Source organism: Streptomyces macrolidinus (assembly GCF_023887685.1).
Classification (GTDB): Bacteria; Actinomycetota; Actinomycetes; order Streptomycetales; family Streptomycetaceae; genus Streptomyces; species Streptomyces macrolidinus.
In genome coordinates, this window is record NZ_JAMWMR010000019.1 from 100937 (window position 1) to 125728 (window position 24792).

General features: G+C 70.9%; 19 protein-coding genes and 5 tRNA genes. 11 read left to right on the forward strand and 13 right to left on the reverse strand.

Annotated elements, in window-relative coordinates:
• Positions 1-23: 23 nt before the first annotated feature.
• Positions 24-1118 (forward strand): phosphoribosylformylglycinamidine cyclo-ligase, encoded by a 1095-nt coding sequence (gene purM / locus NGF19_RS20760; protein WP_252426558.1) that lies wholly within the window; start codon positions 24-26, stop codon positions 1116-1118.
• Between the two features lie 84 nt (positions 1119-1202).
• On the opposite strand, the gene NGF19_RS20765 is transcribed toward purM, so the two are convergent.
• Positions 1203-1457 carry a DUF3073 domain-containing protein gene (locus NGF19_RS20765; RefSeq protein WP_252426559.1) on the reverse strand — a complete coding sequence of 85 codons (255 nt, stop codon included), beginning with the start codon at positions 1455-1457 and terminating at the stop codon, positions 1203-1205.
• A 282-nt stretch (positions 1458-1739) separates the two neighbouring features.
• Positions 1740-2849 carry a Leu/Phe/Val dehydrogenase gene (locus NGF19_RS20770; protein ID WP_252426560.1) on the reverse strand — a complete coding sequence of 370 codons (1110 nt, stop codon included), beginning with the start codon at positions 2847-2849 and terminating at the stop codon, positions 1740-1742.
• Positions 2850-3092: 243 nt separating this feature from the next.
• Between NGF19_RS20770 and NGF19_RS20775 the strand changes: the two genes are divergently transcribed.
• Together NGF19_RS20775 and bldC are read left to right on the forward strand one after the other, a co-directional pair.
• The gene (locus NGF19_RS20775) at positions 3093-3935 is read left to right on the forward strand and encodes a DUF8083 family protein (protein WP_252426561.1); all 843 of its coding nucleotides are present in this window, start codon (positions 3093-3095) and stop codon (positions 3933-3935) included.
• A 543-nt stretch (positions 3936-4478) separates the two neighbouring features.
• A complete protein-coding gene (gene bldC, locus NGF19_RS20780) occupies positions 4479-4685 on the forward strand; it encodes a developmental transcriptional regulator BldC (RefSeq protein ID WP_003949541.1) in 207 nt (68 codons plus the stop codon).
• Positions 4686-5174: 489 nt separating this feature from the next.
• On the opposite strand, the gene NGF19_RS20785 is transcribed toward bldC, so the two are convergent.
• The 8 genes from NGF19_RS20785 to NGF19_RS20820 form a co-directional block, all read right to left on the reverse strand.
• A complete protein-coding gene (locus NGF19_RS20785; RefSeq protein WP_252426562.1) occupies positions 5175-5375 on the reverse strand; it encodes a DUF6274 family protein in 201 nt (66 codons plus the stop codon).
• Positions 5376-5545: 170 nt separating this feature from the next.
• A tRNA-Asp gene (locus NGF19_RS20790) sits at positions 5546-5620 on the reverse strand.
• Between the two features lie 108 nt (positions 5621-5728).
• The gene (gene hrpA, locus NGF19_RS20795; protein WP_252426563.1) at positions 5729-9733 is read right to left on the reverse strand and encodes an ATP-dependent RNA helicase HrpA; all 4005 of its coding nucleotides are present in this window, start codon (positions 9731-9733) and stop codon (positions 5729-5731) included.
• Between the two features lie 104 nt (positions 9734-9837).
• Positions 9838-10149 (reverse strand): hypothetical protein, encoded by a 312-nt coding sequence (locus NGF19_RS20800; protein WP_252426564.1) that lies wholly within the window; start codon positions 10147-10149, stop codon positions 9838-9840.
• Positions 10150-10363: 214 nt separating this feature from the next.
• Positions 10364-10437, reverse strand: a tRNA-Phe gene (locus tag NGF19_RS20805).
• Between the two features lie 24 nt (positions 10438-10461).
• Positions 10462-10536 (reverse strand) — tRNA-Asp (locus NGF19_RS20810).
• 37 nt (positions 10537-10573) lie between these two features.
• A tRNA-Glu gene (locus NGF19_RS20815) sits at positions 10574-10646 on the reverse strand.
• 80 nt (positions 10647-10726) lie between these two features.
• Positions 10727-12298, reverse strand: coding sequence for a metallophosphoesterase family protein (locus tag NGF19_RS20820; RefSeq protein ID WP_252426565.1), 1572 nt, complete (start codon positions 12296-12298; stop codon positions 10727-10729).
• Between the two features lie 86 nt (positions 12299-12384).
• Here NGF19_RS20820 and NGF19_RS20825 point away from each other — a divergent pair, with 86 nt between their 5' ends.
• The 4 genes from NGF19_RS20825 to NGF19_RS20840 all read left to right on the forward strand — a co-directional run bounded on the left by NGF19_RS20825 (position 12385) and on the right by NGF19_RS20840 (position 16162).
• On the forward strand, positions 12385-12735 hold the full coding sequence (locus NGF19_RS20825; RefSeq protein ID WP_252426566.1) for a metallopeptidase family protein: 351 nt from the start codon (positions 12385-12387) through the stop codon (positions 12733-12735).
• A 184-nt stretch (positions 12736-12919) separates the two neighbouring features.
• The gene (locus NGF19_RS20830; protein ID WP_252426567.1) at positions 12920-13405 is read left to right on the forward strand and encodes a hypothetical protein; all 486 of its coding nucleotides are present in this window, start codon (positions 12920-12922) and stop codon (positions 13403-13405) included.
• 297 nt (positions 13406-13702) lie between these two features.
• The gene (locus NGF19_RS20835; protein ID WP_252426568.1) at positions 13703-15934 is read left to right on the forward strand and encodes a DEAD/DEAH box helicase; all 2232 of its coding nucleotides are present in this window, start codon (positions 13703-13705) and stop codon (positions 15932-15934) included.
• Between the two features lie 155 nt (positions 15935-16089).
• A tRNA-Lys gene (locus NGF19_RS20840) sits at positions 16090-16162 on the forward strand.
• Positions 16163-16268: 106 nt separating this feature from the next.
• On the opposite strand, the gene NGF19_RS20845 is transcribed toward NGF19_RS20840, so the two are convergent.
• The gene (locus NGF19_RS20845; protein WP_252426569.1) at positions 16269-18629 is read right to left on the reverse strand and encodes an ABC transporter permease; all 2361 of its coding nucleotides are present in this window, start codon (positions 18627-18629) and stop codon (positions 16269-16271) included.
• Positions 18626-19318: an ABC transporter ATP-binding protein gene (locus NGF19_RS20850; protein ID WP_252426570.1), complete on the reverse strand. Its 693-nt coding sequence runs from the start codon at positions 19316-19318 to the stop codon at positions 18626-18628. The genes NGF19_RS20845 and NGF19_RS20850 overlap by 4 nt, the downstream gene beginning before the upstream one ends.
• A gap of 221 nt (positions 19319-19539) precedes the next feature.
• Here NGF19_RS20850 and NGF19_RS20855 point away from each other — a divergent pair, with 221 nt between their 5' ends.
• The 3 genes from NGF19_RS20855 (at position 19540) to NGF19_RS20865 (ending at position 22682) form a co-directional block, all read left to right on the forward strand.
• Entirely contained in the window at positions 19540-21171 is a 1632-nt protein-coding gene (locus tag NGF19_RS20855) for a sensor histidine kinase (protein ID WP_252426571.1), read from the forward strand.
• Positions 21135-21779, forward strand: coding sequence for a response regulator transcription factor (locus tag NGF19_RS20860; protein ID WP_252426572.1), 645 nt, complete (start codon positions 21135-21137; stop codon positions 21777-21779). Before NGF19_RS20855 ends, NGF19_RS20860 begins: the two co-directional genes overlap by 37 nt.
• A 183-nt stretch (positions 21780-21962) precedes the next feature.
• On the forward strand, positions 21963-22682 hold the full coding sequence (locus NGF19_RS20865) for a leucine-rich repeat domain-containing protein (protein WP_252426573.1): 720 nt from the start codon (positions 21963-21965) through the stop codon (positions 22680-22682).
• 46 nt (positions 22683-22728) lie between these two features.
• Here the strand turns inward: NGF19_RS20865 and NGF19_RS20870 are convergent, their stop codons facing one another.
• Positions 22729-23412 carry a GTP cyclohydrolase II gene (locus NGF19_RS20870; protein WP_252426574.1) on the reverse strand — a complete coding sequence of 228 codons (684 nt, stop codon included), beginning with the start codon at positions 23410-23412 and terminating at the stop codon, positions 22729-22731.
• Positions 23413-23567: 155 nt separating this feature from the next.
• On the opposite strand from NGF19_RS20870, the gene NGF19_RS20875 reads away from it, so the two are divergent.
• Positions 23568-24716: a dihydrofolate reductase family protein gene (locus NGF19_RS20875; RefSeq protein ID WP_252426575.1), complete on the forward strand. Its 1149-nt coding sequence runs from the start codon at positions 23568-23570 to the stop codon at positions 24714-24716.
• Positions 24717-24792: the final 76 nt, after the last annotated feature.

Sequence of the window (24792 nt, forward strand, 5' to 3'; positions counted from 1 at the left end):
CCCAACTCGAAAGATCCCAGGCAATGTCTACTGCGTTCGATCGGTCGACCCCATCGACGGGACCCTCCGGTGCCTCCTACGCGGCGGCGGGCGTCGACATCGAAGCGGGCGACCGCGCGGTGGAGCTGATGAAGGAGTGGGTGAAGAAGACGCAGCGCCCCGAGGTCCTCGGCGGCCTCGGCGGCTTCGCCGGCCTCTTCGACGTCTCCGCCCTGAAGCACTACGAGCGCCCGCTGCTCGCGTCCGCGACCGACGGGGTCGGCACCAAGGTCGACATCGCCCGCCGGATGGGCGTCTACGACACCATCGGCCACGACCTGGTCGCCATGGTCATGGACGACATCGTGGTCTGCGGCGCCGAGCCGCTGTTCATGACCGACTACATCTGCGTCGGCAAGGTCCACCCGGAGCGCGTCGCCGCGATCGTGAAGGGCATCGCCGAGGGCTGTGTGCTCGCCGGATGTGCCCTGGTCGGTGGCGAGACGGCGGAGCACCCCGGTCTTCTCGGTCCGGACGACTTCGATGTCGCGGGCGCCGGTACGGGCGTCGTGGAGGCCGACCGGCTGCTCGGCGCCGATCGCATCCGCAAGGGTGACGTCGTGATCGCCATGGCCGCCTCCGGACTTCACTCGAACGGGTACTCACTCGTCCGCCACGTGCTGCTCGACCAGGCGAAGCTCGGCCTCGACCAGCAGGTGGAGGAGCTGGGCCGGACCCTTGGCGAGGAACTCCTGGAGCCCACGAAGATCTACTCGCTGGACTGCCTGGCGCTCACTCGCACCGCCGAGGTGCACGCGTTCAGCCACATCACCGGTGGCGGGCTCGCGGCCAACCTCGCCCGGGTGATCCCGGACGGGCTGCACGCGGCCGTCGACCGCTCGACCTGGACCCCGGCGCCGATCTTCGACCTGGTCGGGAAGACCGGAGACGTCGAGCGCCTGGAGCTGGAGAAGACGCTGAACATGGGCGTCGGCATGATCGCGATCGTCCCCGAGCAGTCGGTGGACGTGGCGCTCGCCACCCTGGCCGACCGCGGCGTGGAGGCATGGGTCGCCGGCGAGATCACCGACCGGGACGGCCACGAGACGGGCGCGGCCCTGGTGGGTGACTACGCTTGAGCGACAGCACGAAACCCGGTCCGGTGCCGAGGCGCCGGGCCGGGTGAGGTGCGGTTGGATGCGGAATCCGCGAAGCGTGCTACGTCAAGCGCCGCGCCGCCGCGACGTGGGACCGGACTGGTCGTCCTCGTCGTCCTCATCGTCGTCGTTGTACAGATCCGCGTACCGTGCGTACGGGTCGTCGTTTTCGTCGTCCTCGAACGGCTCGCTGTTCGGCGGCTGGCTCGAAGTCGATGCGCCCAGTTCATTGGCAAGCCGCGTCAGATCAGTCCCACCGCTGTTGTACTTCAGCTGGCGGGCGACCTTTGTCTGCTTGGCCTTGGCCCGGCCGCGCCCCATGGCTCGACCCCCTCGATGACAGGGCTCGACGGCCCCAGAGTCTTGACACGCGTTCATGATCCAGAACGGGCTCTCCTCGGAGAGACCGGTCCGTAGGGCTTCCACGGTACCTGAGCCCACGCCCATACGGTACGTCGCCCGTGGGCGGGCGTGTGCCCGGGACCGCCGAGGTACCCCGTCCTCGCTGGTCACGGCCGATTTTAACCACTAATTGGCGGACGACCCGCCGATAAGAGTGAGAGTTCTCTCCCTCTCCCGTCGGCGGGTGCCGGTCACGCCTGCTCACCTCTGCGCGGTGACGCCCGAGCGAGCCTCCGCCCGTGCCTCGGCCATCCGCTGCTCGGCGATCCGGTCGGCCGCGGCGGCGGGCGGAATGCCGTCCGTCTTCGCACGTGCGAATATGGCCAGCGTGGTGTCGAAGATCTTCGCGGCCTTCGCGCGGCACCGGTCGAAGTCGAAGCCGTGCAGTTCGTCGGCGACCTGGATGACCCCGCCCGCGTTGACCACGTAGTCCGGCGCGTACAGGATCCGGCGGTCCGCGAGGTCCTTCTCGACGCCCGGGTGCGCGAGCTGGTTGTTGGCCGCGCCGCACACCACCTGCGCCGTCAGCACCGGCACCGTGGCGTCGTTCAGCGCTCCGCCGAGCGCGCAGGGGGCGTAGATGTCCAGCCCCTCGGTGCGGATCAGGGCCTCGGTGTCGGCGGCCACGGCGACCTCGGGGTGCGCGTCGGTGATCCGGCGCACGGCGTCCGGCCGTACATCGGTGATCACGACCTCGGCGCCGTCCTCCAGCAGATGCCCGACCAGGTAGTACCCGACCTTGCCGACGCCGGCGACACCGACCTTGCGGCCCCGCAGCGTCGGGTCGCCCCACAGATGCTGGGCGGAGGCGCGCATGCCTTGGAAGACGCCGTAGGCGGTGAGCACGGAGGAGTCGCCCGCGCCGCCGTTCTCCGGGGAGCGCCCGGTGGTCCAGGGGCACTCCCTGGCCACGACGTCCATGTCCGCCACGTACGTGCCGACGTCGCACGCGGTCACGTACCGGCCGCCGAGCGAGGCCACGCACCGGCCGTACGCCAGCAGCAGGTCCTCGGTCTTGATCCGCTCGGGATCACCGATGATCACGGCCTTGCCGCCACCGTGGTCCAGCCCGGCCATGGCGTTCTTGTACGACATCCCGCGCGCGAGGTTCAGCGCGTCGGCGACGGCCTCTTCCTCGGTCGCGTAGGGGTAGAAGCGGGTACCGCCGAGGGCGGGGCCCAGGGCGGTGGAGTGGATCGCGATGACGGCCTTGAGGCCACTGGCCCGGTCCTGGCAGAGCACGACCTGCTCGTGGCCTCCCTGATCCGAGCGGAACAGGGTGTGCAGGACGCCGTCGGTTACGTCGGTCACGGTGGTGACTCCCGGATGAGTAGCGGCGGTTGGGGCGGGCCCGTACGGGTGGCGGGCCCGGTGGGCATGAGCGTAGAACGTGCGGCTGCCCGTCGGCGGTGTCGTGCTCAGGATCACCCCTGCTTGGAGTACGGCGCGTACGGCCATGCCGGGCCCATGGCACGATTTGCCATGGTTTTCCGCCCCCCGGCCCGACCGCTCCCGGACGGGTTTCGGGTGCGGTCCGATGGGGAGGGAGCAGGCGTGCCCAAGGTGTCCTCGGTGATCGTCCCGTATGCGTCCTACTTGCGCGTGTACGAGCCGCTGGCCGCCTTCCCGGAGCCGGAGCGCGGCCACTGGGAGCGGTACGCCCGTCGCCCCGACCGTCCCTCGTACCAGGACGAACTGCGCCGCTCCCTGGCCGACTTGCTGCCCACCCCGCCGGTCGCCGTGCCGGTGCACGAGAGCGGCGACGCCTTCGTGACCGAGGTCGAGGGGGTGCTGTGCGTCTGCCCGTGGCGCACGCGGCTGCGCGGCTGGCAGGCGTTGGGCGAGCTGGACCGGGAACTGCCCGTGCCGGTGCTGGACGCGGTCCTGCCGCCCGTGGTGCGCCGCCAGGCCGCCCAGGACTACGAGCGCTGGCTGACCCGCAACCCGGACGCCCGGCCGTGGATCCGCACCGCGACCTGGCAGGTGCCGCTGAACTGGTTCGTGCTCGTCTCCGACGGCGAGCGGCGCTACGACAAGGGGTCCGGCGAGATCCCGCCGATGCTTCGCTATCGCACGCCCATGGTGCAGGCGCGGCGGCGCACCGCACGGGCGCTGCGGACGCTGCGGGAGACGATCGACGAGGGGCCGCTCATCGACGGGCTGGTGGAAGTGGGCCGCTGGCTGGAGGAGTTCCATCCGCGCTCACTGGTCGAGTTGGACTACGGCGGGCTCGTGCACGCCCTGCCGGCCGCGGAGCTGGACGGGGACCACTCGGCCGCGGATGTCGCCGAGGGCATCGAGGCTCTGCGGCGGGGGGACGGGGTCACCGCGGGGGAGGCGTACGGGCGGCTGGTGGAGCGCTGGCGGGCCGTGCGGGACCGCCGCTCGGCGAACTGACAATCGAGCTGCGACGAACCGGTGCGCGAATTGTGACCCGTGAGACATGATGAAGTGATAAGTCTTGGCCCAGGGTTGACGTGCCGCAGACAGATGCGTGGGACGTAGGCCTCGATCCGGGCTAATGCTGTCAAGCGTGACGGACCGCACTTACAAGGACCTTGCGCCTAACGGCCCTCCTCATGCCAAAATAGGACAAGGAGCCCGGGGGAGGTTCTGTCTGTCCACTCATGGTCGGAAACTCTGCGTTGCGTGCTTTGGGGGGTCTGGGGCCTCCTGATCGCCCTGTGACTGATCGTCACAGTGGCGTGACTGTCCGCTATGGCATGGTCCATCGGCTTCCGTCGCTGATGAACACCTGGGAGGGCAATTCCATCGGTTTGGCCGACGCGGCTGGACGGATGGTGTAGTTGTAGTGCCGAGGACAAGCCGTTCGTCCTATAACCGACTCGACTCGCGTCCGCCATATCGGGCAACGCGGGTCAAGGTGCAGAATTTAGAGGAAAGAACCGAGAAGGTTCGGTTCTCCCGAGGAGGCCGCTCATGACAGCTCGCACCCCTGATGCCGAGCCGCTGCTGACCCCGGCTGAGGTCGCCACGATGTTCCGCGTCGACCCCAAGACGGTCACGCGGTGGGCGAAGGCCGGCAAGCTCACGTCGATCCGTACGCTCGGCGGCCACCGCCGCTACCGCGAGGCCGAGGTTCGCGCCCTGCTGGCGGGTATCCCGCAGCAGCGCAGCGAGGCCTGAACAACTGCATAACCGGACATACCGTCAGACCCCCCAATCTGCCGGGCCGTCCGACCACAGCTCCAACTGACGCGGGTTCTGCCCCAACAGAGCCCTCCCCCGAGGTCATCTGAGGCACGACAAGGGTGCGTCATCGATCGCGCTGGACTCCGCCGGGTCCAGCGCGATCTTTTTTGTTGCCCCGCCCACCCCCGTCAGCCCCGTTTCATGAGCGGCCCTGTGGAGGTCTGGGGAGGGGTGTCGGATCTGTTGTGCGGGGCCCTCGGGTGAGGTGCAATTGCACATATTAAATTGACCCTTTGTAGGCGGGGTGTAAGGACCGCGGTTCCTCAAAGTTATGTCGTGACACCCGTCACATGCCTGGGTTCTTGTTGCGCTCATGCTCTCTTTGCTAGAGGAACACGCTTACGTGGAACGGGTGTTGGGGGAATCGGCGCGCACGCCCGGAGGCGGCCGGGCGCGAGTTTCGGACGACCTGGAGGGCCTCTGTCACGCCTGGGAGGCTCCGGCGGGGCTCTCGTCCACGAAGACCGCCTCCGGGCTCTCCTCGCCGTACGAGGCCGGTTCCGTCGCCAGGAGCTGTAGCCGGCGGCAGACCGCGCAGTGCCATGTCACATGACGGAGGCCGGAAGCGGCGGCCAGATGGGCGCGGAGCAGAGCACGCGTCTTGTGCCGAACGGACGTCGCCATACGCCACCTCCTGGGCTCGAACAGCCCTTTGGCCCTGGCTTCCGGGGTACCGGGGGAATGTGACGCCGTCAAGTCCCACGGCGCCCGGCGGCGAGCGGACCGCGGCAGCCGTGCGCGGATGTCCGCGAGCACGAAGAAGCCCCGCATCTTCAAGATGCGGGGCTTTGCTGCGGTCCTGACGGGATTTGAACCCGCGGCCTCCACCTTGACAGGGTGGCGAGCACTCCAAACTGCTCCACAGGACCAGGTTTCGCGGCGCGGATCGTGCGGTGCGCTGCGAGAAGAGACTGTACAGGAGGGTGAGCCCTTGGGTCGAACTCACCCAACGTGTACCGTCCGTCACCCGGTGGCCGTCACGGCGCGGCGGCGTCGATCGCCTTCACGATGCGCTTGTCCGAGACCGGATACGCGGTGCCCAACGCGTGCGCGAAGTAGCTGACACGCAGCTCCTCGATCATCCAGCGGATGTCCAGGACCGAGGAGGGGACGGGGCGGCCCTTGGGCAACTGCTCCAGCAGCCACGCGTACTCGTCCTGCATCTCCTGGACCTTCTCCATGCGCGTGGTGTCCCGCTGGACGTTCGTCGGCATCTGCTGCACCCGGCGGTCCACGGCGATCAGATAGCGCATCAGGTCGGGCAGGCGCCGCACGCCCACCGCGGTGACGAAGCCGGGCTTCACCAGGGCGTCGAGCTGCGCCCGTACGTCCGCCAGGTTCGCCAGCAGCGCCGGGCTCCGTACGGCCTTCAGACGGCGCTCACAGGACTGCCAGGCGGCCAGTACCTGCTGCACCTGCCCGACCGTGCGCACCGTCATGTCGACGATCTCCGCGCGCACCCGGTCGTACAGCTTCCGGTACGACTCCTCGTCCCAGGCGGGTCCCCCGAAGTCCGCGATCAGCCGGTCCGCCGCCGCCATCGCGCAGTCGTCGAACAGGGCCTGGATCGAGCCGTGCGGGTTCGCCGACAGACCGAGCTTCTGGGCGTTCGTCAGCTTCTCGGACGCGAACTTCGCAGGGTTCACCGGGATGTTCCGCAGGATCAGCCGTCGCGTGCCCTGCCACATGGCCTGCGCCTGCTCCTCCTCCGTGTCGAAGAGGCGTACGGAGACCGTGTCGCCGTCGTCGACCAGCGCCGGGTACGCCTTCACCGGCTGGCCCGCGCGCCGTGTTTCGAAGACACGGGTCAGTGAGCCGATCGTCCAGTCCGTCAGGCCCGTACGCTCCAGCGACTCACCGCCCTGTCGCTCGGCCGTGGCCGCCGCGGCCTGCGAGAGCGCCTTGCGCGCCTTCGGCTTCAGCTTGAGCTTCAGGGCCGTGAGGTCCTTGTCCTCGGCGAGCTTGCGGCGCCGCTCGTCGACGATCCGGAACGTGACCGTGAGGTGGTCGGGCACCTTCGACCAGTCGAAGTCGGCCGCCTCGAACGGCACGCCGACCATCCGTCTCAGCTCCCGCGCCATCGCCACCGTCAGCGGCTCCTGAGCGGACTGCGCCTGGCCGTCGGCCTCCGGAGCCGACGCCTTCTCCAGGAACGCCTTCGCGTAGTTCGGCGCCGGGACGTAGTTGCGGCGGACGGGCTTGGGCAGGGAGCGGATCAGCTCCGTGACCAGTTCCTCGCGCAACCCCGGGATCTGCCAGTCGAAGCCCTCGTCCGTGACCTGGTTGAGGACCTGCAAGGGGATGTGGACGGTCACACCGTCCGCGTCCGCGCCGGGCTCGAACTGGTAGGTGACCTTGAACTTCAGCCGGCCCTGCCGCCAGGAGTCGGGGTAGTCGTCCTTGGTGACCGCGCCCGCCTTCTCGTTGATGAGCATCTCGCGCTCGAAGTCGAGGAAGTCGGGCTGCTCATGGCGCTTGTGCTTCCACCAGGAGTCGAAGTGGGCGCCGGACACGACGTGTTCGGGCACCCGCTGGTCGTAGAAGTCGAACAGCGTCTCGTCGTCGACCAGGATGTCCCGGCGCCGGGCGCGGTGCTCCAACTCCTCGACCTCGGTGAGGAGTCTGCGGTTCGCGGCGAAGAACTTGTGGTGCGTGCGCCAGTCGCCCTCGACGAGTGCGTTACGGATGAACAGCTCGCGGCTCGCCTCCGGGTCGATACGCCCGTAGTTCACCTTCCGCTGGGCGACGATCGGAACGCCGTACAGCGTCACCTTCTCGTACGCCATCACGGCCGCCTGGTCCTTCTCCCAGTGCGGTTCGCTGTACGTCCGCTTCAGCAGATGACCGGCGAGCGGCTCCACCCACTCGGGCTCGATCTTCGCGTTGACGCGCGCCCACAGCCGGGACGTCTCCACCAGCTCGGCGGACATCACGAAGCGCGGCGGCTTCCTGAAGAGGGACGACCCAGGGAAGATCGCGAACTTGGCGTTGCGGGCGCCCACGTACTCGTTGCGTCCGCCGTCCTTGCGGGCGCCGGCCCCGGAGTCCTTGGGCTCCTTCACGTCCTTCAGCCCGATGTGCGAGAGCAGCCCGGCGAGGAGCGAGATGTGGACGCGGTCGCCCGGAGCGTCCTCCTCGTTCAGGTGCATGCCCATCTGCTTGGCGACGGTGCGCAGTTGGGTGTAGATGTCCTGCCATTCGCGGATGCGCAGGAAGTTCAGGTACTCCTGCTTGCACATCCGGCGGAACGACGACGAGCCGCGCTCCTTCTGCTGCTCGCGGATGTACCGCCACAGATTGAGATAGGCGAGGAAGTCGCTGGTCTCTTCCTTGAAGCGGGCGTGCTGCTGGTCGGCCTGGGCCTGCTTGTCGGAGGGGCGTTCCCGCGGGTCCTGGATGGACAGCGCGGCGGCGATGACCATGACCTCGCGGACACAGCCGTTGCGCTCGGCCTCCAGGACCATCCGCGCGAGGCGGGGGTCCACCGGCAGTTGGGCGAGCTTGCGGCCGGTGTCCGTGAGCCGCTTGCGCGGGTCCTTCTCCGCCGGGTCCAACGCGCCCAGTTCCTGGAGGAGTTGGATGCCGTCGCGGATGTTGCGGTGGTCCGGCGGGTCAATGAAGGGGAACTTCTCGATGTCGCCGAGACCGGCCGCGGTCATCTGGAGGATGACGGAGGCGAGGTTCGTCCGGAGGATCTCCGCGTCCGTGAACTCGGGCCGGGTCGCGAAGTCGTCCTCGCTGTACAGACGGATGCAGATACCGTCCGACGTACGGCCGCAGCGGCCCTTGCGCTGGTTGGCGCTCGCCTGGGACACCGGCTCGATGGGCAGGCGCTGGACCTTGGTGCGGTGGCTGTAGCGCGAGATACGGGCGAAGCCGGGGTCGATGACGTACTTGATGCCCGGGACGGTCAGCGAGGTCTCGGCCACGTTGGTGGCCAGGACGATCCTGCGGCCCGTGTGCTGCTGGAAGACACGGTGCTGCTCGGCGTGCGAGAGCCGGGCGTACAGGGGCAGCACCTCGGTGAACCGGTACTGCTTCTTGATCAGCGCGTCGGCCGTGTCGCGGATCTCCCGCTCACCGGAGAGGAAGACGAGGATGTCGCCCTTGCCCTCGCCCATGAGTTCCTCGACGGCGTCCGTGATCGCGGTGATCTGGTCGCGGTCGGCGTCGTCGCCGTTCTCCTCCAGGAGCGGGCGGTAGCGCACCTCGACGGGGTAGGTACGACCGCTGACCTCGATGATCGGCGCGTCGCCGAAGTGCCGCGAGAAGCGCTCGGGGTCGATCGTGGCCGAGGTGATGACGACCTTGAGATCCGGGCGCCGGGGCAGGAGCTGGGCCAGGTAGCCGAGCAGGAAGTCGATGTTGAGGGACCGCTCGTGGGCCTCGTCGATGATGATCGTGTCGTAGGCGCGCAGCTCGCGGTCCGTCTGGATCTCGGCGAGCAGGATGCCGTCCGTCATCAGCTTGACGAAGGTGGCGTCGGGGTTCACCTGGTCGGTGAAGCGCACCTTCCAGCCGACGGCCTCGCCGAGGGGCGTGTCCAGCTCCTCGGCCACGCGCTCGGCGACCGTCCGGGCGGCGATACGGCGGGGCTGGGTGTGACCGATCATGCCCCGCACGCCACGGCCGAGTTCCAGACAGATCTTGGGGATCTGCGTGGTCTTGCCGGAGCCGGTCTCGCCCGCCACGATCACGACCTGGTGGTCGCGGATGGCGTCGGCGATGGCGTCCTTCCGCTGGCTGACGGGAAGCTGCTCGGGGTACGTGACGGCCGGGACGCGGGCGGCACGCCCGGCGATCCTGTCCTCGGCCTTGACGACCTCCGCCTCGATCTCGGCGAGTACGGCGGTCCGGGCCTCGGGCTTGCGGATCTTGCGTGCGCCTTCGAGCCTGCGGCCGAGACGGTGCGCGTCGCGCAGGGACAGCTCGGTCAGGCGGCGGGCGAGGGTGCCGAGGGCGGGGGCGGGATGCGTAGACATACGCGGTCCAGGATCTCACCTCGGCGAAATTCCTGGCTAACGATTTGCCTCCGGCGGTTCGGCGGGTCGCCTCTGCGGCCCTCGGGGCGGGCGACCGCGTGCGCTCAGCCGCCGCTCGGCTGCTGCGGGACCGGAGGCGCGGGCTGCTCGCGGGGCGCCCTGTCCTGCGTCATCGCGGTGGCGGTGTTGGAGACGGCCTTGATGCCCAGGTATGCGGTGGTCATCCCGCTCATCGCGGTGAAGGCCGCGCTGAGCACGCCCACGATCACCGACTTGTCGCCGTCCAGCCGCCAGACACCGAAGATCACGATCCCGGCGATCGCGACATTGCTGATGATGACCGCGAGTAAGCCGTAGCGGGCGCGGTCCTTCTCCATCTCGACAGCTCCGGCGAGTTTCACCTGATCCCGGCGCATGATTCCCCCGTTCGAACGATTGCGTCGACCTGCTCGAACGTAGCGGCCGGGAGAGGACATGCCAAGGAGCGACGGGACACGCGACACGACCTGCGATACGACGTGTGACGTGACCTCGGTACGACCTCGGCACGACCTTGGATACGAGCTTCGAAACGCGAGCTTCGGTACGACGAAAGCCCCATCCCGCAAGGGATGAGGCTTTCATCAACGGTGGCTGGGGCCGGGGTCGAACCGGCGACCTTCCGCTTTTCAGGCGGACGCTCGTACCAACTGAGCTACCCAGCCAAGAGGTTTCACGTGAAACCTCAGCGGTCCTGACGGGATTTGAACCCGCGGCCTCCACCTTGACAGGGTGGCGAGCACTCCAAACTGCTCCACAGGACCAAGCGTTGTGTACGACAGTGTCGCACACGGTTGTGCGTGCCCCCAACGGGATTCGAACCCGTGCTACCGCCTTGAAAGGGCGGCGTCCTAGGCCGCTAGACGATGAGGGCTATCGGCCCGCCTGCGCGCTTCTCAGCGCGTCGGGGACGTGAGAAGCATATGGGATGGGGGGAGGGTTCGCCAAAACGGTTTAGGGGGCGGGCGTCCGGGGTGTGCCGGAGCGGTCCCGGGGCGCGGGTGTCGGGTGTGCGCCCGGCTGGTTCTCCCTGGGCAGGTGGCGGGTCACCTCCGCCGCCGTGAGGCCCAGTCCGCCGAGCTTGATCTCGTCCCAGGCCTGGAGGCGGCGGGTGTCCCGGTCCAGGTAGAGGATCGAGGCCTCGATGGGGTCCGGGTCGTCGTCCTCGACCGCGCGCAGTCCGCTGCCGCCCGTCGAGCCCTCGATGCGCAGCCGGGTGCCGTACGGCATGACCTCCATCGTCTCCCGGTGCAGATGGCCGGCCAGCACCAGGGGCACCTCGCCGTCCGTCTCGCGGGCGGCCGTCGGCTCATGGGCGATCGCGATGTCGACGGGCGTCCCGGCGGCCTTCTGGTCGCTCAGGGCGGAGGCCAGGCGGGCGCCCGCCAGCTCTTCGGCGCGGGCGCCGCCGGGCGCGGACGAGCGGTCGGGGGTGAACTGCGGGTCGCCGATCCCGGCGAAGCGCAGGCCCGCGAGGGTGATCGCCCTGCCGTCGTCCAGCACATGGACGTTCTTCATGCGCTCCAGGTAGCGCTGGGTGGTGCGGGAGTCGTGGTTGCCGCGGACCCATACGTACGGGGCGCCCAGATCCTCGACCGGGTCCAGGAAGCCGTTCTCCGCCGCCGTTCCGTGGTCCATGGTGTCGCCCGAGTCGACGATCACGTTCACGCGGTACTGCCGCGCCAGCGACGCGATGATCTTCCAGCTCGCCGGGTTGAGATGGATGTCCGAGACATGCAGGACCCGGATCGTCGTGGGGTCGGGTTCGTACGCGGGGAGGGTGGACGTGGCGTCGTACAGCTTCGTCACGTTGGTCACCAGGCGCGCCAACTCCTGCTGGTAGACGTCGAATTCGGTGACGATGCTGCGCGCGTTGCCGACCAGGGAGGGGGCGGAGGAGAGCAGGCCCGAGAACCTCGGCTCCAGGACCGAGGCGGGATTCCAGGTGGCGTACGCCGTGGTGCCCGAGGCGGTGAGGAGTGCGAGGGCCAGGCCGCCCGCGGTCAAGGCGCGGCGCGGGCGGCGGTAGACCACGAGGCCGAGCGCGGTGGCGCCGAAGACCACCGCGACACAGGAGCGCACGGCGAGATCGAGGGTGCCGTGCTCCACGTCGTGGGTGACCTCCTGCTGGAGGCCGGAGAGCCGCTCGGGGTGGTCGACCAGCGCCTGGGCGCGGACCGGGTCGAGTTGGTCGACGTTGACGTCGAGGCGGACGGGGGCCTGGTGGCTGTCCAGCCGCAGCGCGCCGAGCGGGGAGACGTTGATCTTCGTGCCGCCGGTGAGGGAGGGGCGCAGGGTCATGGTGGTGTCCATCGGGCCCACCGGGACGCGTACGTCGCCCACGATCAGCAGACCGAGCCAGGCGCCCAGCAGCACGACGCCGACCATGCCGAGCGCGTCGAGCCAGGGGTGGGGCCGGGGGACGAGTGAGGTGGCGGGCGGCGGGCGCCGTGAGCGGTGGCGCCGGGCGAGGGCACGCGCCGCCTCGAGCAGGCGGCGCGGGGCTGCGGCGAGGACGCTGGCCATTGGTCCCGTATGCCCAGTTCCGGGCGCGGCCATGCGGGACGGATTCGCGGCTGCCCCGCGGACCCGCCGTACCGGACAATGGCCCTGTGCTGGAGATGACGCGCGAGGAGTTCGAGGAACTGGTCGCCGAGGCGCTCGACCGGATTCCACCGGAGCTGACGCGGCTGATGGACAACGTGGCGGTGTTCGTCGAGGACGAGCCGCCCGCCGACGATCCCGACCTGCTCGGGCTCTACGAGGGCACTCCGCTGACGGACCGCGGCGAGTGGTACGCGGGCGTGCTGCCGGACCGGATCACGGTCTATCGAGGGCCGACCCTGCGGATGTGCGAGACGCGCGAGGACGTGGTGGCCGAGACGGAGGTGACGGTGGTGCACGAGATCGCCCATCACTTCGGGATCGACGACGAGCGGTTGCACGTGCTCGGGTACGGGTGACGCCGAGGTCCTCGGACGGGTGACGTTCTCTTCGCGTGGCCGCGTGTCCTCTTGCGGGTGGCGGGAGTTGGGCAGGGGGACTCCTCGACCGTCCCCGACCTCTCGGCAGCTTCCCGCGCGCTCGGCCTCGCTCGCGCGCGGGAGTTCGCTGGACAGGGGAGACCCCTAGCGGAGGTGGCTGCCCGTGCCCGCCTGTTACGTACCCGTCCGTCTGGCCGTCACGGTGCTGGCCGTCGTCGCGAGTGCCGGCTGCATGAGCGTGGGGAACGACGCGGGCAGCCCCCGGCCCGCGCACTCGGCGGGGCGGCACGGCGGGACCGCCCCGGACGGCGGGGCGCGGGCGAGCGGCGGCGACGGCAAGGCGGCGGGCGGAGCCGCGGTCAAGGGAGGCCCGGCGAAGCCGGGCACGTCCGGGACCTCCGCCGCACCCTCCGCGTCGGCCTCCCGGGGCGACGCCAAGAGCCGGGACCCCGAGCCGCCCGCCAGGGGGGAGACCCCGAAGGGGGACGACGGCAGCAGCAGGCCGGTGCCGCCCGCGCCGACGAAGGCCGAGCCGCTCCCGACCCGCACTCCCCCCGCGCCGTCGCCGCCCCAGGAGCCCGACCCGCCGTCGCCCTCCCCGACCGTCGCGGAGCCGTCGTCCTCGGCGCATGAGCCGACCCCGCAGTAGGCGCGCCGGGAACCGGTGCCGCGGGCAGGTCGCCCGGCGGCACAGCGGGTCCGGCGGACGGCGGTGGGGAGAGCCGTGTGGTGAGGCTCACCCGGGGAGCGCCGGAATCGGTTTGCGCTCGCCGGGCTCGGGTGCGTATGGTGGCAGATCGTTTGATCCCATTTGCCCGGCGCCATCATGACGCGCCGCGTGTGGCGCGTACTCTCCCTTGCCGTGGCCGGACCGCATTGAGGCGGTCGATTGCGAATTCACGGAGTTTGGGCGCGTGCCGTGAACTCCGGAAGGTTCGCATTTCGCATGTCTGTTTCCAGCACTGAGCACATCGTCCTGCCCGAGAACGGGGAGGGCGAGGACCAGTCCACCGCCCCCACCGCCCCCGAGATCACCTTCGCCGACCTCGGCCTGCCCGAGGGCGTCGTCCGCAAGCTCGCCCAGAACGGCGTCACCGCGCCCTTCCCGATCCAGGCCGCGACCATCCCGGACGCCCTGCTCGGCAAGGACATCCTCGGCCGCGGCCGGACGGGATCGGGCAAGACGCTCTCCTTCGGTCTGCCGACCCTGGCCACCCTGGCCGGTGGGCGCACCGAGAAGAAGAAGCCGCGCGCCATCATCCTCACGCCGACCCGTGAGCTGGCCATGCAGGTCGCGGACGCGCTCCAGCCGTACGGCGACGTCGTCGGGCTGAAGATGAAGGTCGTCTGCGGCGGCACCTCCATGGGCAACCAGATCTACGCCCTCGAGCGCGGCGTGGACATCCTGGTCGCCACGCCCGGCCGACTGCGCGACATCATCAACCGCGGCGCCTGCTCCCTCGAGAACGTGCAGATCGCCGTGCTCGACGAGGCCGACCAGATGTCCGACCTGGGCTTCCTGCCCGAGGTCACCGAGCTGCTCGACCAGGTGCCGGCCGGCGGCCAGCGCATGCTCTTCTCCGCGACCATGGAGAACGAGATCCAGACGCTCGTCGACCGCTACCTGAACGAGCCGGTGAGCCACGAGGTCGACGCCGCCCAGGGCGCCGTGACGACCATGTCGCACCACATCCTCGTCGTGAAGCCGAAGGACAAGGCCCCGGTCACCGCGGCCATCGCCTCCCGCAAGGGCCGCACCATCATCTTCGTGCGTACGCAGCTCGGCGCCGACCGCGTCGCCGAGCAGCTCCGCGACGCCGGTGCCAAGGCGGACGCGCTGCACGGCGGCATGACCCAGGGCGCGCGCACCCGGACGCTGGCCGACTTCAAGGACGGGTACGTCAACGTGCTCGTCGCGACGGACGTCGCGGCCCGCGGTATCCACGTCGACGGGATCGACCTCGTGCTCAACGTGGACCCCGCCGGGGACCACAAGGACTACCTGCACCGCGCCGGTCGTACCGCCCGCGCGGGCCGTACCGGCACGGTCGTGTCGCTCGCGCTGCCGCACCAGCGGCGTCAGATCTTCCGGCTGATGGAGGACGCGGGCGTCGACGCCTCGCGCCACATCATCCAGGGCGGTGCCGCGTTCGACCCGGAGGTCGCCGAGATCACCGGTGCCCGGTCCATGACCGAGGTCCAGGCCGAGGCCGCCGGTAACGCCGCGGAGCAGGCCGAGCGCGAAGTCGCCCACCTCACCAAGCAGTTGGAGCGCGCCACGCGGCGTGCGGCCGAGCTGCGCGACGAGGCCGACCGGCTGGTCGCCCGCTCCGCCCGTGAGCGGGGCGAGGACCCGGAGGCGGCGGTCCAGGCCGCCGCGGCGGCTGTGGCCGAGGCCCAGGAGAGCCCGGCTGCCGCCGGGACGCCGGAGGCCGCCGAGGTCTTCGTGCCGGGCCAGCCGACCGCGCAGGACGCCGAGCGGGTCCAGCGGACCGAGGAGCGTACGGCCGGTGCGTCGTCGTACGAGCGTCGTGAGCGCCGGGACGAGCGGGGCGGCTTCGGCCGCGACCGGGACCGCGACCGGGACCGTGGTTTCGGTGACCGTGACCGTGACCGTCGTTCGTTCGACCGTGACCGTCGTGACGGTGAGCGTGGTGGGCGTTCGTTCGAGCGGCGTGACGACCGTGGTGGTTTCCGTCGTGACGGTGACCGCGACCGCCGCCCCTTCGACCGGGACCGTGACCGGGACCGTGGTTTCGGTGACCGTGACCGTCGTTCGTCCGACCGTGACCGTCGTGACGGTGAGCGTGGTGGGCGTTCGTTCGAGCGCCGCGATGACCGTGGTGGTTTCCGTCGTGACGGTGACCGCGACCGTCGCCCCTTCGACCGTGACCGTCGTGACGGTGAGCGTGGTGGGCGTTCGTTCGAGCGGCGTGACGACCGTGGTGGATTCCGTCGTGACGGTGACCGCGACCGCCGCCCCTTCGACCGCGACCGCCGCGACGACCGAGGCGGCCACCGCGGCAGCGACCGCCCGTTCAACCGTGACCGTCAGGGCGACCGCCCCGGCTTCCGCTCCGGCTCCCACGACCGGCCCTACGGCCGTCGTGACGACCACCGCGGCACGGGCTCGTTCGGCCGCCGCGAGGACAAGCCGCGCTGGAAGCGCAACGGCTGACACCCGGTCACCGGGACAGGCCGGGACCAGGAAGGGCCCGTACGACATCGTCGTGCGGGCCCTTCCGCGTTCCCGCCCGCAGGCCGTCGCCCGACCGGCTCGGCCGTGGGGCCGCGAGCCGGATTCGGGCTATGCTCGGGGAGGCAACATCGCCAGGGCCCTTAGCTCAATTGGCAGAGCAGTGGACTTTTAATCCATTGGTTGTGGGTTCGAGTCCCACAGGGCCTACGGGTTGTAGACGGGGGATACGGCCTCTGACCTGCTACGCGGCGCCCGGTCCTGCTTCGGTCGGCTCGGGCGCCGCGCCGTTCGGCCGATGGGTGGCGCCAGCGTGCTACTCGCTTCTCAGCGCCGCCGCGGTCCTCGCCTTCGCCGCCCACCCTGCGGGCAGCAGCGCCCCCGCCGCGGCGATCACCAGGCCGCCCAGCACCAGACCGGCCAGTACCGGCAGTGAGTACACCGCCATGTCCGTCGCCGGGATCGCCGTGCCCGCCGCGTGGCCCATGACCGGCACCACCCACGTGTGCAGGGCCACACCGACCGGCACACCGGCCGCTGCCGCCACCAGGCCGATCCCGGCCACCGAGGTGAGCACCATGGCGACGGTCTGCCGCGGCGACATGCCGAGCGCCTTGAACACCCCGAAGTCGTGGACGCGCTCGCGGGTGTCCAGCACCACCGTGTTGAGGACGCCCAGCCCGGCCACCGCGACCAGCATCAGGGTGAACATGGCCATCAGCGCGTCGATGGCGATGATGGTCGGGCTGACCGTGTTCCCGGTCGGGAACACCAGGACGCCCGGCGGCTGCAGGGCCTTGCCGAGCGAGGCCGCGTAGGCCGTGGCGTCGGTGCCGAACTTCAGGTCGATCCTGAACTGCACCAGCTCCGAGGGGATCGTGAGGCCGAGCCCGGCCAAGGAGGAGAGGTCGGTCCGTATGACCATGCCGCCCTCGCTGGTGTCCAGGTCCTCACCGACGATCCGCACCGCCGCGCGGCGTCCGCCCGCCGTGAGAGTGACGGTGTCACCGACATGCGTCCCGGTGGCCCGCAGGAAGCCATAGGGGACCACGGCCTGCCCAGGGCCGTCGAACCAGGTCCCGGAGATCATCTGGTAGGCGCCCCACGAGGAGTCGCCCTGGTAGGCGACCACCCCGGTCGAACCGGCCAGTCCGGCCACACCGACCCGCGTCTGCGCGGTGCTGAAGTACCTACGGGTGCCCGGCTGCGCGGTGATCTTCGCGGCGATCAGCGCCGGATCGACCGTGTTACGGGAACCCTTGCCGGCCAGTGGCGCGACGTTCTGCACCGTCACCGCGCCCGCGTTCTCGCGGTCGAGCCCGTGCTGGACGCCGTTCACGGAGATCGCCAGGCCGGCCCCGAAGGTCACCCCGATGGTGCCGAAGACGACAGCCGACGCCACCGTCGCCGAACGGGCGGGTCGGGCAAAGGGGTTGGCCAGCCCCAGACTCAGTGCGCGCGGCAGCGGCAGCCTGCCGAGCAGCCGCCTCACCGCCCGGCCACGGCCGGCCCGAGGCGTCCGGCCCAGGGCGATCGCCTCGACCGTGCGCAGCCTTCCGGCCCGTAGCGCGGGGGCCAGCGCCGTCGCCGCGACCACGGCCAGCGCGACGGCGGAGACGGCCAGATCGATCCACGGCGCGATCGTCAACGAGCTGGTGCTGTAGGCGCGTTGGGCCACGCCCAGGGCCGGGACCGCCATCAGGTTGCCGAGTACGACGCCGAGAGCGGTGCCGACCGTGGCGGGGATCAGTGCCTGGGCGACGTAGGCGCGGACCACCTGTGCCGGAGTGAAGCCCAGGGACTTCAGGATGCCGATGCGTCTGGTCGCCGTGCCGACCGCGCCGCTGACCACGGTGCCGATGACCAACACCGACATGACCAGTCCGATCACCCCGAAGGCGATCACGAAGGGGACGAGGGTCGATGTGGTGCGGTTCGCGGACCGTTCGGCCTGCAGGAAGGAGGAGGCCCCGGCCAGCGATCCCGCGGGGACGGCGTTCTCGATCGCCTTGCGGCCGGCGGTGACCTCGGCATCGGTGGCGGCGTGACGGAAGCGGTAGAGCATCTGCAGGCCCGGCCTGCTGCCCGGTGTCGTCAGGGCCGCCAACTGCGCGGGGGAGACCCAGGCGTCCGCGGTCGCGGTCACCGACCGGGCCAGTCCCACAACGGTCAGCACCGGCTTGCCCGGCAGGTCGGGAAACGACATCCGGTCGCCCGGGCTCAGTGGAGTGGTCCCGTCGCTGAGCACGATCTGCCCGCTGCCCGTGGCCCAGTGGCCCGCGGTGAGGGACAACTCGTCGACCGCTCCGCCGGTGTCCGCTCGGCCGACCACACTCATCTCGGGCATGACACCGCCCACCGGCATCCGCGACCTGTTGGCGCCGATCCGGGGGGACAGTGACCGCACAGGATAGGGCCCGGCGGCGGTGGTCACGTCGGCGAGGTGCGCGGTCGCGGTGACCTGTGCGGCGGTGACGCGGCCCGGGTCGAACCAAGCCGTCAGATGCGCGCCGCGCTGCGTGGCGAAGGCGTGCTCGAACGGTGCCCGGGAGGCCACCAGCAGTCCGGTCGCCAGCACGGCCGCGGCCACCGCCATCGTGGTGGTCAGCACCATCACCAGGGTCTGGACCCGGCGTCGGCCCACCCCCGCGCGAACCACCTTGCCCAGCGCGCTCATTCGGCCACCGTCCGCACCACATCGCGCGCGATCCGGCCGTCGACCAGCTCGACGGTGCGGGTCGCACAGGAGGCGGCGAGCGCCGTGTCGTGGGTGACCAGCACGATCGTCTGCCCCTCCTGGTTCAGCTCGGCCAGCAGTTCCCTGACCTCCGCCGCGGAGGCACTGTCGAGTGCGCCGGTCGGCTCGTCGGCCAGCAGCAGCCGCGGACGGTTCATCAGCGCCCTCGCCACCGCGACCCGTTGCCGCTCACCGCCGGAGAGGCGGCCGGGGAAGGCACGCGCGTGCCGGGCGACGCCCAGGCGCTCCAGCAGGTGCGCCGCCCGGTGGCGGGCCAGGGCGCGCGGCCGACCCGCGAGCTGCGCCGGCAGCAGGACGTTGTCCTCCACGGTCAGGTCGTCCAGCAGGTTGAAGAACTGGAAGACCATCCCGATCCGTTCCCTGCGGTATCTGGCCAGTGCGGCCTCGCCCTGCCGGTCCAGGCGCAGTCCGTCCACGGTGACGGTGCCCTCGGACGGCCGGTCCAGCCCGGCGATCATGTTGAGCAGGGTGGACTTGCCACTGCCCGAGGGCCCGAGCACCGCCAGTGCGTCGCCGGCGTTCACCTCCAGGTCCACGTCGGCCAGTGCCGGGCGCCCTTCGTCGTACTTCTTGTTCACATCGCGGATCTCGATGATCGGCGCGGTCACGGGTCCTCCACGGGTCGGCGGGAACGGCCGGGGTGCCGCTCCCGCGGCACGTCCTCGATGCCACCGAAGAAGCTAGGAAGAGAGGGGAGTTCGCCGACACGGGGTTGAGCGGGGTCTTGGAGGTGTAGCTGGCTACACCAGGGTTTCGGGGCTCAACGCGCCTGCCTGCCAAGCCGGTTGACCCGCACACTGGTCCGGACCGACACGGGAGGAGAGCGGACGTGAGCGGTAGTGCGATCAGCCCGGGCGGAGGGCGCCGACGCCGGGCCCGGTATCAGCCGCCCGCACCGTGGCGCGCGGCGGACGGGGAACCTGTACCGTCCCGGGTCGGCAGCGGGGTGCTGGCGGCGGTCCGGCTGTTCGCGATCTGGGGCGTCAGCCTGGTCGGGGCGGCGGCCCTGCTGGCGGCCCCGGGACTGCTCCTGGTCGCCGTGAACCAGCCGTGGCACCCGCCGACGGTCGCGGAGGCGGGTGGCGGCGGTGAGGACAGGTACCACCTGTGGCTGCTGGTGGTCCTCACCCTGATCCCCTGCGCGGTACTGGGGGCGCGCCGACTGGTCCGCAGCGGCGTCGGCCAGGAGGGCAAGGCCGCTCTCGGGGCGGGTGAGGCGGTGCTGCTCGTCCCCCCGGTCCTTGCGCTGGCCGCCCTGGCGGTCCACCACGGGCCGCTGCCCGGTGGCAACCACGGTGTCGTCTGGCTCAGCCTGCCGCTGTTCGCCTGCGGTGTGCTGGGCATGCGTGGGGTGGCCGGAGTGCACCGGAGGGTGGCGAGCTCATGGAGCAGGACGCCCATCACCGTGCCCTACCGTGCCGCGCCCGCGCCCGCCACCGGCACACGACCCTGGTGGGGACGATGGTGGCCGTGGACGCGCTGGGTGCTGACCGACCCGGCAACCTGGCGGGACCTGCTGTGGACCTCCTTCACCGGAGGCGTGGGCGCGACCCTTGCGGCACTCGTCGCCACTCCCGTCTGCGCCGTGACACGGTTGTTCGGTGCGTTCCTCGGTCCCGGCCCGGTAGGCCGGAAGCCGGCCGAAGCGCACGTCTTCCTGGCAGCGGTCACGGTGACGGCGACGCTGCTGATGATGCTTCCGATCGTGCTGTGGGCCGCACCCCGGCTGATGCTCGGATACAGCCGGTCGGCCCGCTGTCTGCTGGGCCCGAGTCGGCAGGAGGAACTGGCACAGCGCGTCGACCACTTGGCGCAGACCCGGTCCGACACCCTGGACGCCGGGGCGGCGGAGATGCGCCGGATCGAGCGCGACCTGCACGACGGCGCACAGGCCCGGCTGGTGGCCATGGGCATGGCCCTGGACACGGCGCAGCACCTGGTTGTCAGCAACCCCGAGGCCGCGCGGAGCCTGCTGGTCGAGGTCAAGGCATCCTCGGTGAAGGCGCTGGCCGAACTGCGCGACCTGGTCCGCGGAATCCACCCGCCGGTGCTGGCCGACCGGGGCCTGGCCGACGGTGTTCACGCGCTGGCACTGGACCTGCCGCACCGGGTGTACTTCAGCGGTGAGCTGGCGGGCCGGGCGCCCGCCCCGGTGGAGTCGGCGGCCTACTTCGCGGTGAGCGAGCTGCTGGCCAACGTGACCAAGCACGCCGAGGCCCGGCAGATCTGGATCGAGATCGGCCATGACAGCGACCTTGAGGCGGGTACGCTCCGGATCACCATCACCGACGATGGTCGGGGCGGGGCCGATCCGGCCGACGGCACCGGCCTTCTCGGTGTCGAGCGCCGTCTGGCCGCCTTCGACGGCGTACTCGCCATCAGCAGTCCGCCCGGCGGCCCGACCATCGTGAACATGGAGATCCCGTGCGCGTTGTCATCGCCGAAGACCTCTTCCTCCTGAGGGACGGCCTGACGCGCCTGCTGGGGGCGCACGGATTCGAGGTGGTGGCCGCCGTCGACAACGGCCCCGACCTGCTGGCCGCGGTGGCGGCCGAGAAGCCGGACGCGGCGATCGTGGACGTGCGGCTGCCACCGACCTTCACCGACGAGGGCCTGCGCGCCGCGCTGGAGGCCCGACGGCTCTCCCCGGGGCTGCCGGTGCTGGTCCTCTCGCAGTACGTCGAGCAGTTGTATGCCCGGGAGTTGCTGGCCGCGGGCCAAGGCGGCACCGGCTATCTGCTCAAGGACCGGGTGATGGATGGCGGCCAGTTCGTCGAAGCGGTCCGGCGGGTGGCGACGGGCGGCACCGCGATGGACCCCGAGGTGATCGCCCGTCTGCTGGCCCACAACTCCGCGGACGGTGCCGTGGCCGCGCTCACCCAGCGCGAGCGGGAGGTTCTCTCGCTGATGGCGGAGGGGCGTTCGAACGCGGCTATCGCCCAGCAACTGGTCATCACCGAGCGGTCGGTGTCCAAGCACACAGCCTCGATCTTCACACGGCTCGGCCTGCAGCCCTCCGACGACGACAACCGGCGCGTCCTTGCGGTGCTGGCATATCTGAACCGTTGAGCACCCGCTGCGGAAGCGAACGCACCGGTCAGCATGGTCAGCATGTCCTTCTGCGTGATCGATGCGTGAGCGGACGGTGTGGACGTGTTGTCGTGGGGCAGCTCGCTCGGCATTGTGAATGTCTCTGACCGGGTGGTTCCGTACTCCCGAAGAAGTGTCCGGAACCCCCGAGGGGAGCGCGCCGTGTCGCACGTACTGAACCTGTGGCGTCAACAGCTGGGAGCGGTGCCCGACTCGGTCTGGCGGCGCACCGATCTCCAGGTGCTGATCCTCGCCGAGACCGGGCTCACGGACCTCCCGCCCGAGATCGGCCGACTGCTCCGGCTGACCACCCTGGACCTCGGCCACAACCGCCTCGCCTCGGTGCCCGACGCGCTCGGTGACCTGGCCGGGCTCAGCGACTTCCTCTATCTGCACGACAACGACCTGACCGAGATACCCGACGCCCTGGGCAAGCTGACGCGGCTGCGCTACCTCAACGTCGGCGAGAACTCCCTGACGGTGCTGCCCGAGGCCCTCGGCCGGATGACCGGGCTGATCGAGCTGAGGGCGCAGTTCAACCGGCTGACCACGCTGCCCGACAGCATCGGCCGACTGCACCGGCTGCGCGAACTCTGGCTCCGGGGCAACGCGATCGAACGCCTGCCGTCGTCCCTGGCCGACCTCCACGACCTGCGCCACCTGGACCTGCGGGAGAACGCCCTGGCCGAGCTTCCGCAGGTGCTGGCCGGGCTGCCCCGGCTGCGCCAGCTCGACGTACGCGGCAACCGCCTCACGCACCTGCCGGACTGGGTCCTCGACCTGCCCGTGCTGGAGAAGCTGGACCTGCGCTGGAACGCCTGCGCGCCTGCTCCGTCGCTGCTGGCCGAGCTGGAGCGGCGGGGGTGTGTCGTCCTCCTGTAGAGGCGTCGTTCTCCTGCAGACCGCGAGCCGTCACGGGCGAGAGAGGTCAGTGCCTCGTCAGTTCCGTGAGAGGCAGCGTGTGCTGGGTGTGGACCGCCTTCGCCTGGAGGTAGCGGACGTTGTGGGCCGTGGTGAAGACGCCCGTGGGAACGCGGTCGACGACCGTGAGGCCCAGGGAGCGGAGTTGGGAGGCCTTGTCGGGGTTGTTGGAGAGCAGGTCCAGGGACTCGATGCCGAGGACGCGCAGCATCTGCGCGGCGGCCGTGTAGTCACGGGCGTCCTCCGGCAGCCCGAGCGCGGCGTTCGCCTCGTACGTGTCCAGGCCCTGGTCCTGGAGCGCGTAGGCGTCGAGCTTGTTGTAGAGGCCGATACCGCGGCCCTCCTGACGGAGGTAGAGCAGCACGCCGCCCCGGTCGGCGATGCGCTGTACCGCCTCGCGCAGTTGGGGACCGCAGTCGCAGCGGGCCGAGCCGAGGACGTCGCCGGTCAGGCACTCGGAGTGCAGCCGCACCAGCGGGGCGCGGTCGGCGGCGGGTTCGCCGAGGACCACCGCCACATGCTCCTGGCCGTCGGCAAGGCCGTGGAAGGTGACCAGGTCGGCCGTGACGGTGCAGTCGTCGCCGAAGCGGAGCGGGACCGTCACGCGGGTGCGGACCGTGGCGGCGGGGAGGGCGGCCGGGTCGCCGCTGCCGGCGGCACCGGACGCCGTGGTGTCGCGGGGGTCGCACATGTCGGTCGTCCTTGTCCGGGCCGGTGGGTAGCGGGTGCCGAGGATGCGCCCCCATGCTTCCGCTGTGCGGCACCCCTCGGTCGGAGACTGTAATCAACCGCCCGGGAGGCGACCGCCCGAGCCCGCCCGAACCCCGACCACTGGAGCGCGACCCCATGGCCCACCCCTACGTGCTGTTGTCCGCCGCCGTCTCCCTCGACGGCTTCCTGGACGACACCGGACCCGAGCGGCTCCTGCTGTCCGGGCCGGAGGACTTCGACCGGGTCGACGAGGTACGGGCGGACAGCGACGCGATCCTCGTCGGCGCGGGCACGCTGCGCAGCGACAACCCGCGCCTGCTGGTCGCCTCCGCCGAGCGGCGCGCGGCCCGGGTCGCCGCCGGGCGCCCGGAACACCCGCTGAAGGTCACGGTCAGCGCGTCCGGCGACCTCGACCCCACGGCCCGGTTCTGGCACACGGGCGGCGCGAAGATCGCCTACACGACGGACGAGGGCGCCCGGCGGCTGCGGGAGCTGCTGCCGACGGACGTGGAGGTGGCCCCGCTCGGCCCCGCCGTGGAGTGGGCGGTCGTGCTCGCGCACCTCGGGGACGTCAAGGGCGTACGGCGGCTGATGGTCGAGGGCGGCGGGCACGTGCATACACGGTTGCTCCAGCAGGGGCTCGCGGACGAGCTGCGGCTGGCGGTGGCGCCGCTGTTCGTCGGAGAGGCGGACGCGCCGCGGATGTTCGGGCCCGGGGCGTATCCGCCGGGCCGGATGCGGCTGCTGGAGACCCGGCCGGTCGGGGACGTCGTCCTGCTGCGGTACGTCCCCACGGCGCCCGGTACCGGGAGATCGGCCGTCGCCGCCGACCGGCGATGGCTGCGGACGGCCTGCGAACTGGCCGCGCAGTGTCCGCCCTCCCGTACGGCCTTCAGCGTCGGCGCGGTGATCGTCGCGGCCGACGGCACGGAGCTGGCGCGGGCGCACTCCCGGGAGGGCGGCGACCCCGTCGTCCACGCGGAGGAGGCGGCGCTGGCGAAGCTCGACCCGGCGGACCCCCGGCTGGCCACCGCCACCGTGTACAGCAGCCTGGAGCCGTGCACCCGCCGCGCCTCCCGGCCCGCGCCCTGCGCCCGGCTGATCCTCGACGCCGGGGTACGACGGGTGGTCACGGCATGGCGCGAGCCGGACACGTTCGTCGCGTCGGCCGACGGGAGCGGGGCGCTCACGGCCCAGGGAGTGGACGTGGTGCTCCTGCCGGAGTGCGAGCGGCGGGCGAAGGCCCCGAACGCCCATCTGCTCTCCCCGCCCGACCGCTCCTGACCTGGCACCGGCGCCCCCCGGACGGGGTGAAACCGCAGGTGAGAGTGGGGGAGCGAGATACGTGCACGAGGTGCCC

Bases quoted from the DNA above. Each gene is read 5' to 3' on its own strand.
- purM (WP_252426558.1), top strand. From the start codon at position 24: ATGTCTACTGCGTTCGATCGGTCGACCCCATCGACGGGACCCTCCGGT.
- NGF19_RS20765 (WP_252426559.1), bottom strand. From the start codon at position 1,457: ATGGGGCGCGGCCGGGCCAAGGCCAAGCAGACAAAGGTCGCCCGCCAG.
- bldC (WP_003949541.1), top strand. From the start codon at position 4,479: ATGACAGCTCGCACCCCTGATGCCGAGCCGCTGCTGACCCCGGCTGAG.
- NGF19_RS20785 (WP_252426562.1), bottom strand. From the start codon at position 5,375: ATGGCGACGTCCGTTCGGCACAAGACGCGTGCTCTGCTCCGCGCCCAT.
- hrpA (WP_252426563.1), bottom strand. From the start codon at position 9,733: ATGTCTACGCATCCCGCCCCCGCCCTCGGCACCCTCGCCCGCCGCCTG.
- NGF19_RS20800 (WP_252426564.1), bottom strand. From the start codon at position 10,149: ATGCGCCGGGATCAGGTGAAACTCGCCGGAGCTGTCGAGATGGAGAAG.
- NGF19_RS20820 (WP_252426565.1), bottom strand. From the start codon at position 12,298: ATGGCCAGCGTCCTCGCCGCAGCCCCGCGCCGCCTGCTCGAGGCGGCG.
- NGF19_RS20835 (WP_252426568.1), top strand. From the start codon at position 13,703: ATGTCTGTTTCCAGCACTGAGCACATCGTCCTGCCCGAGAACGGGGAG.
- NGF19_RS20845 (WP_252426569.1), bottom strand. From the start codon at position 18,629: ATGAGCGCGCTGGGCAAGGTGGTTCGCGCGGGGGTGGGCCGACGCCGG.
- NGF19_RS20870 (WP_252426574.1), bottom strand. From the start codon at position 23,412: ATGTGCGACCCCCGCGACACCACGGCGTCCGGTGCCGCCGGCAGCGGC.
- NGF19_RS20875 (WP_252426575.1), top strand. From the start codon at position 23,568: ATGGCCCACCCCTACGTGCTGTTGTCCGCCGCCGTCTCCCTCGACGGC.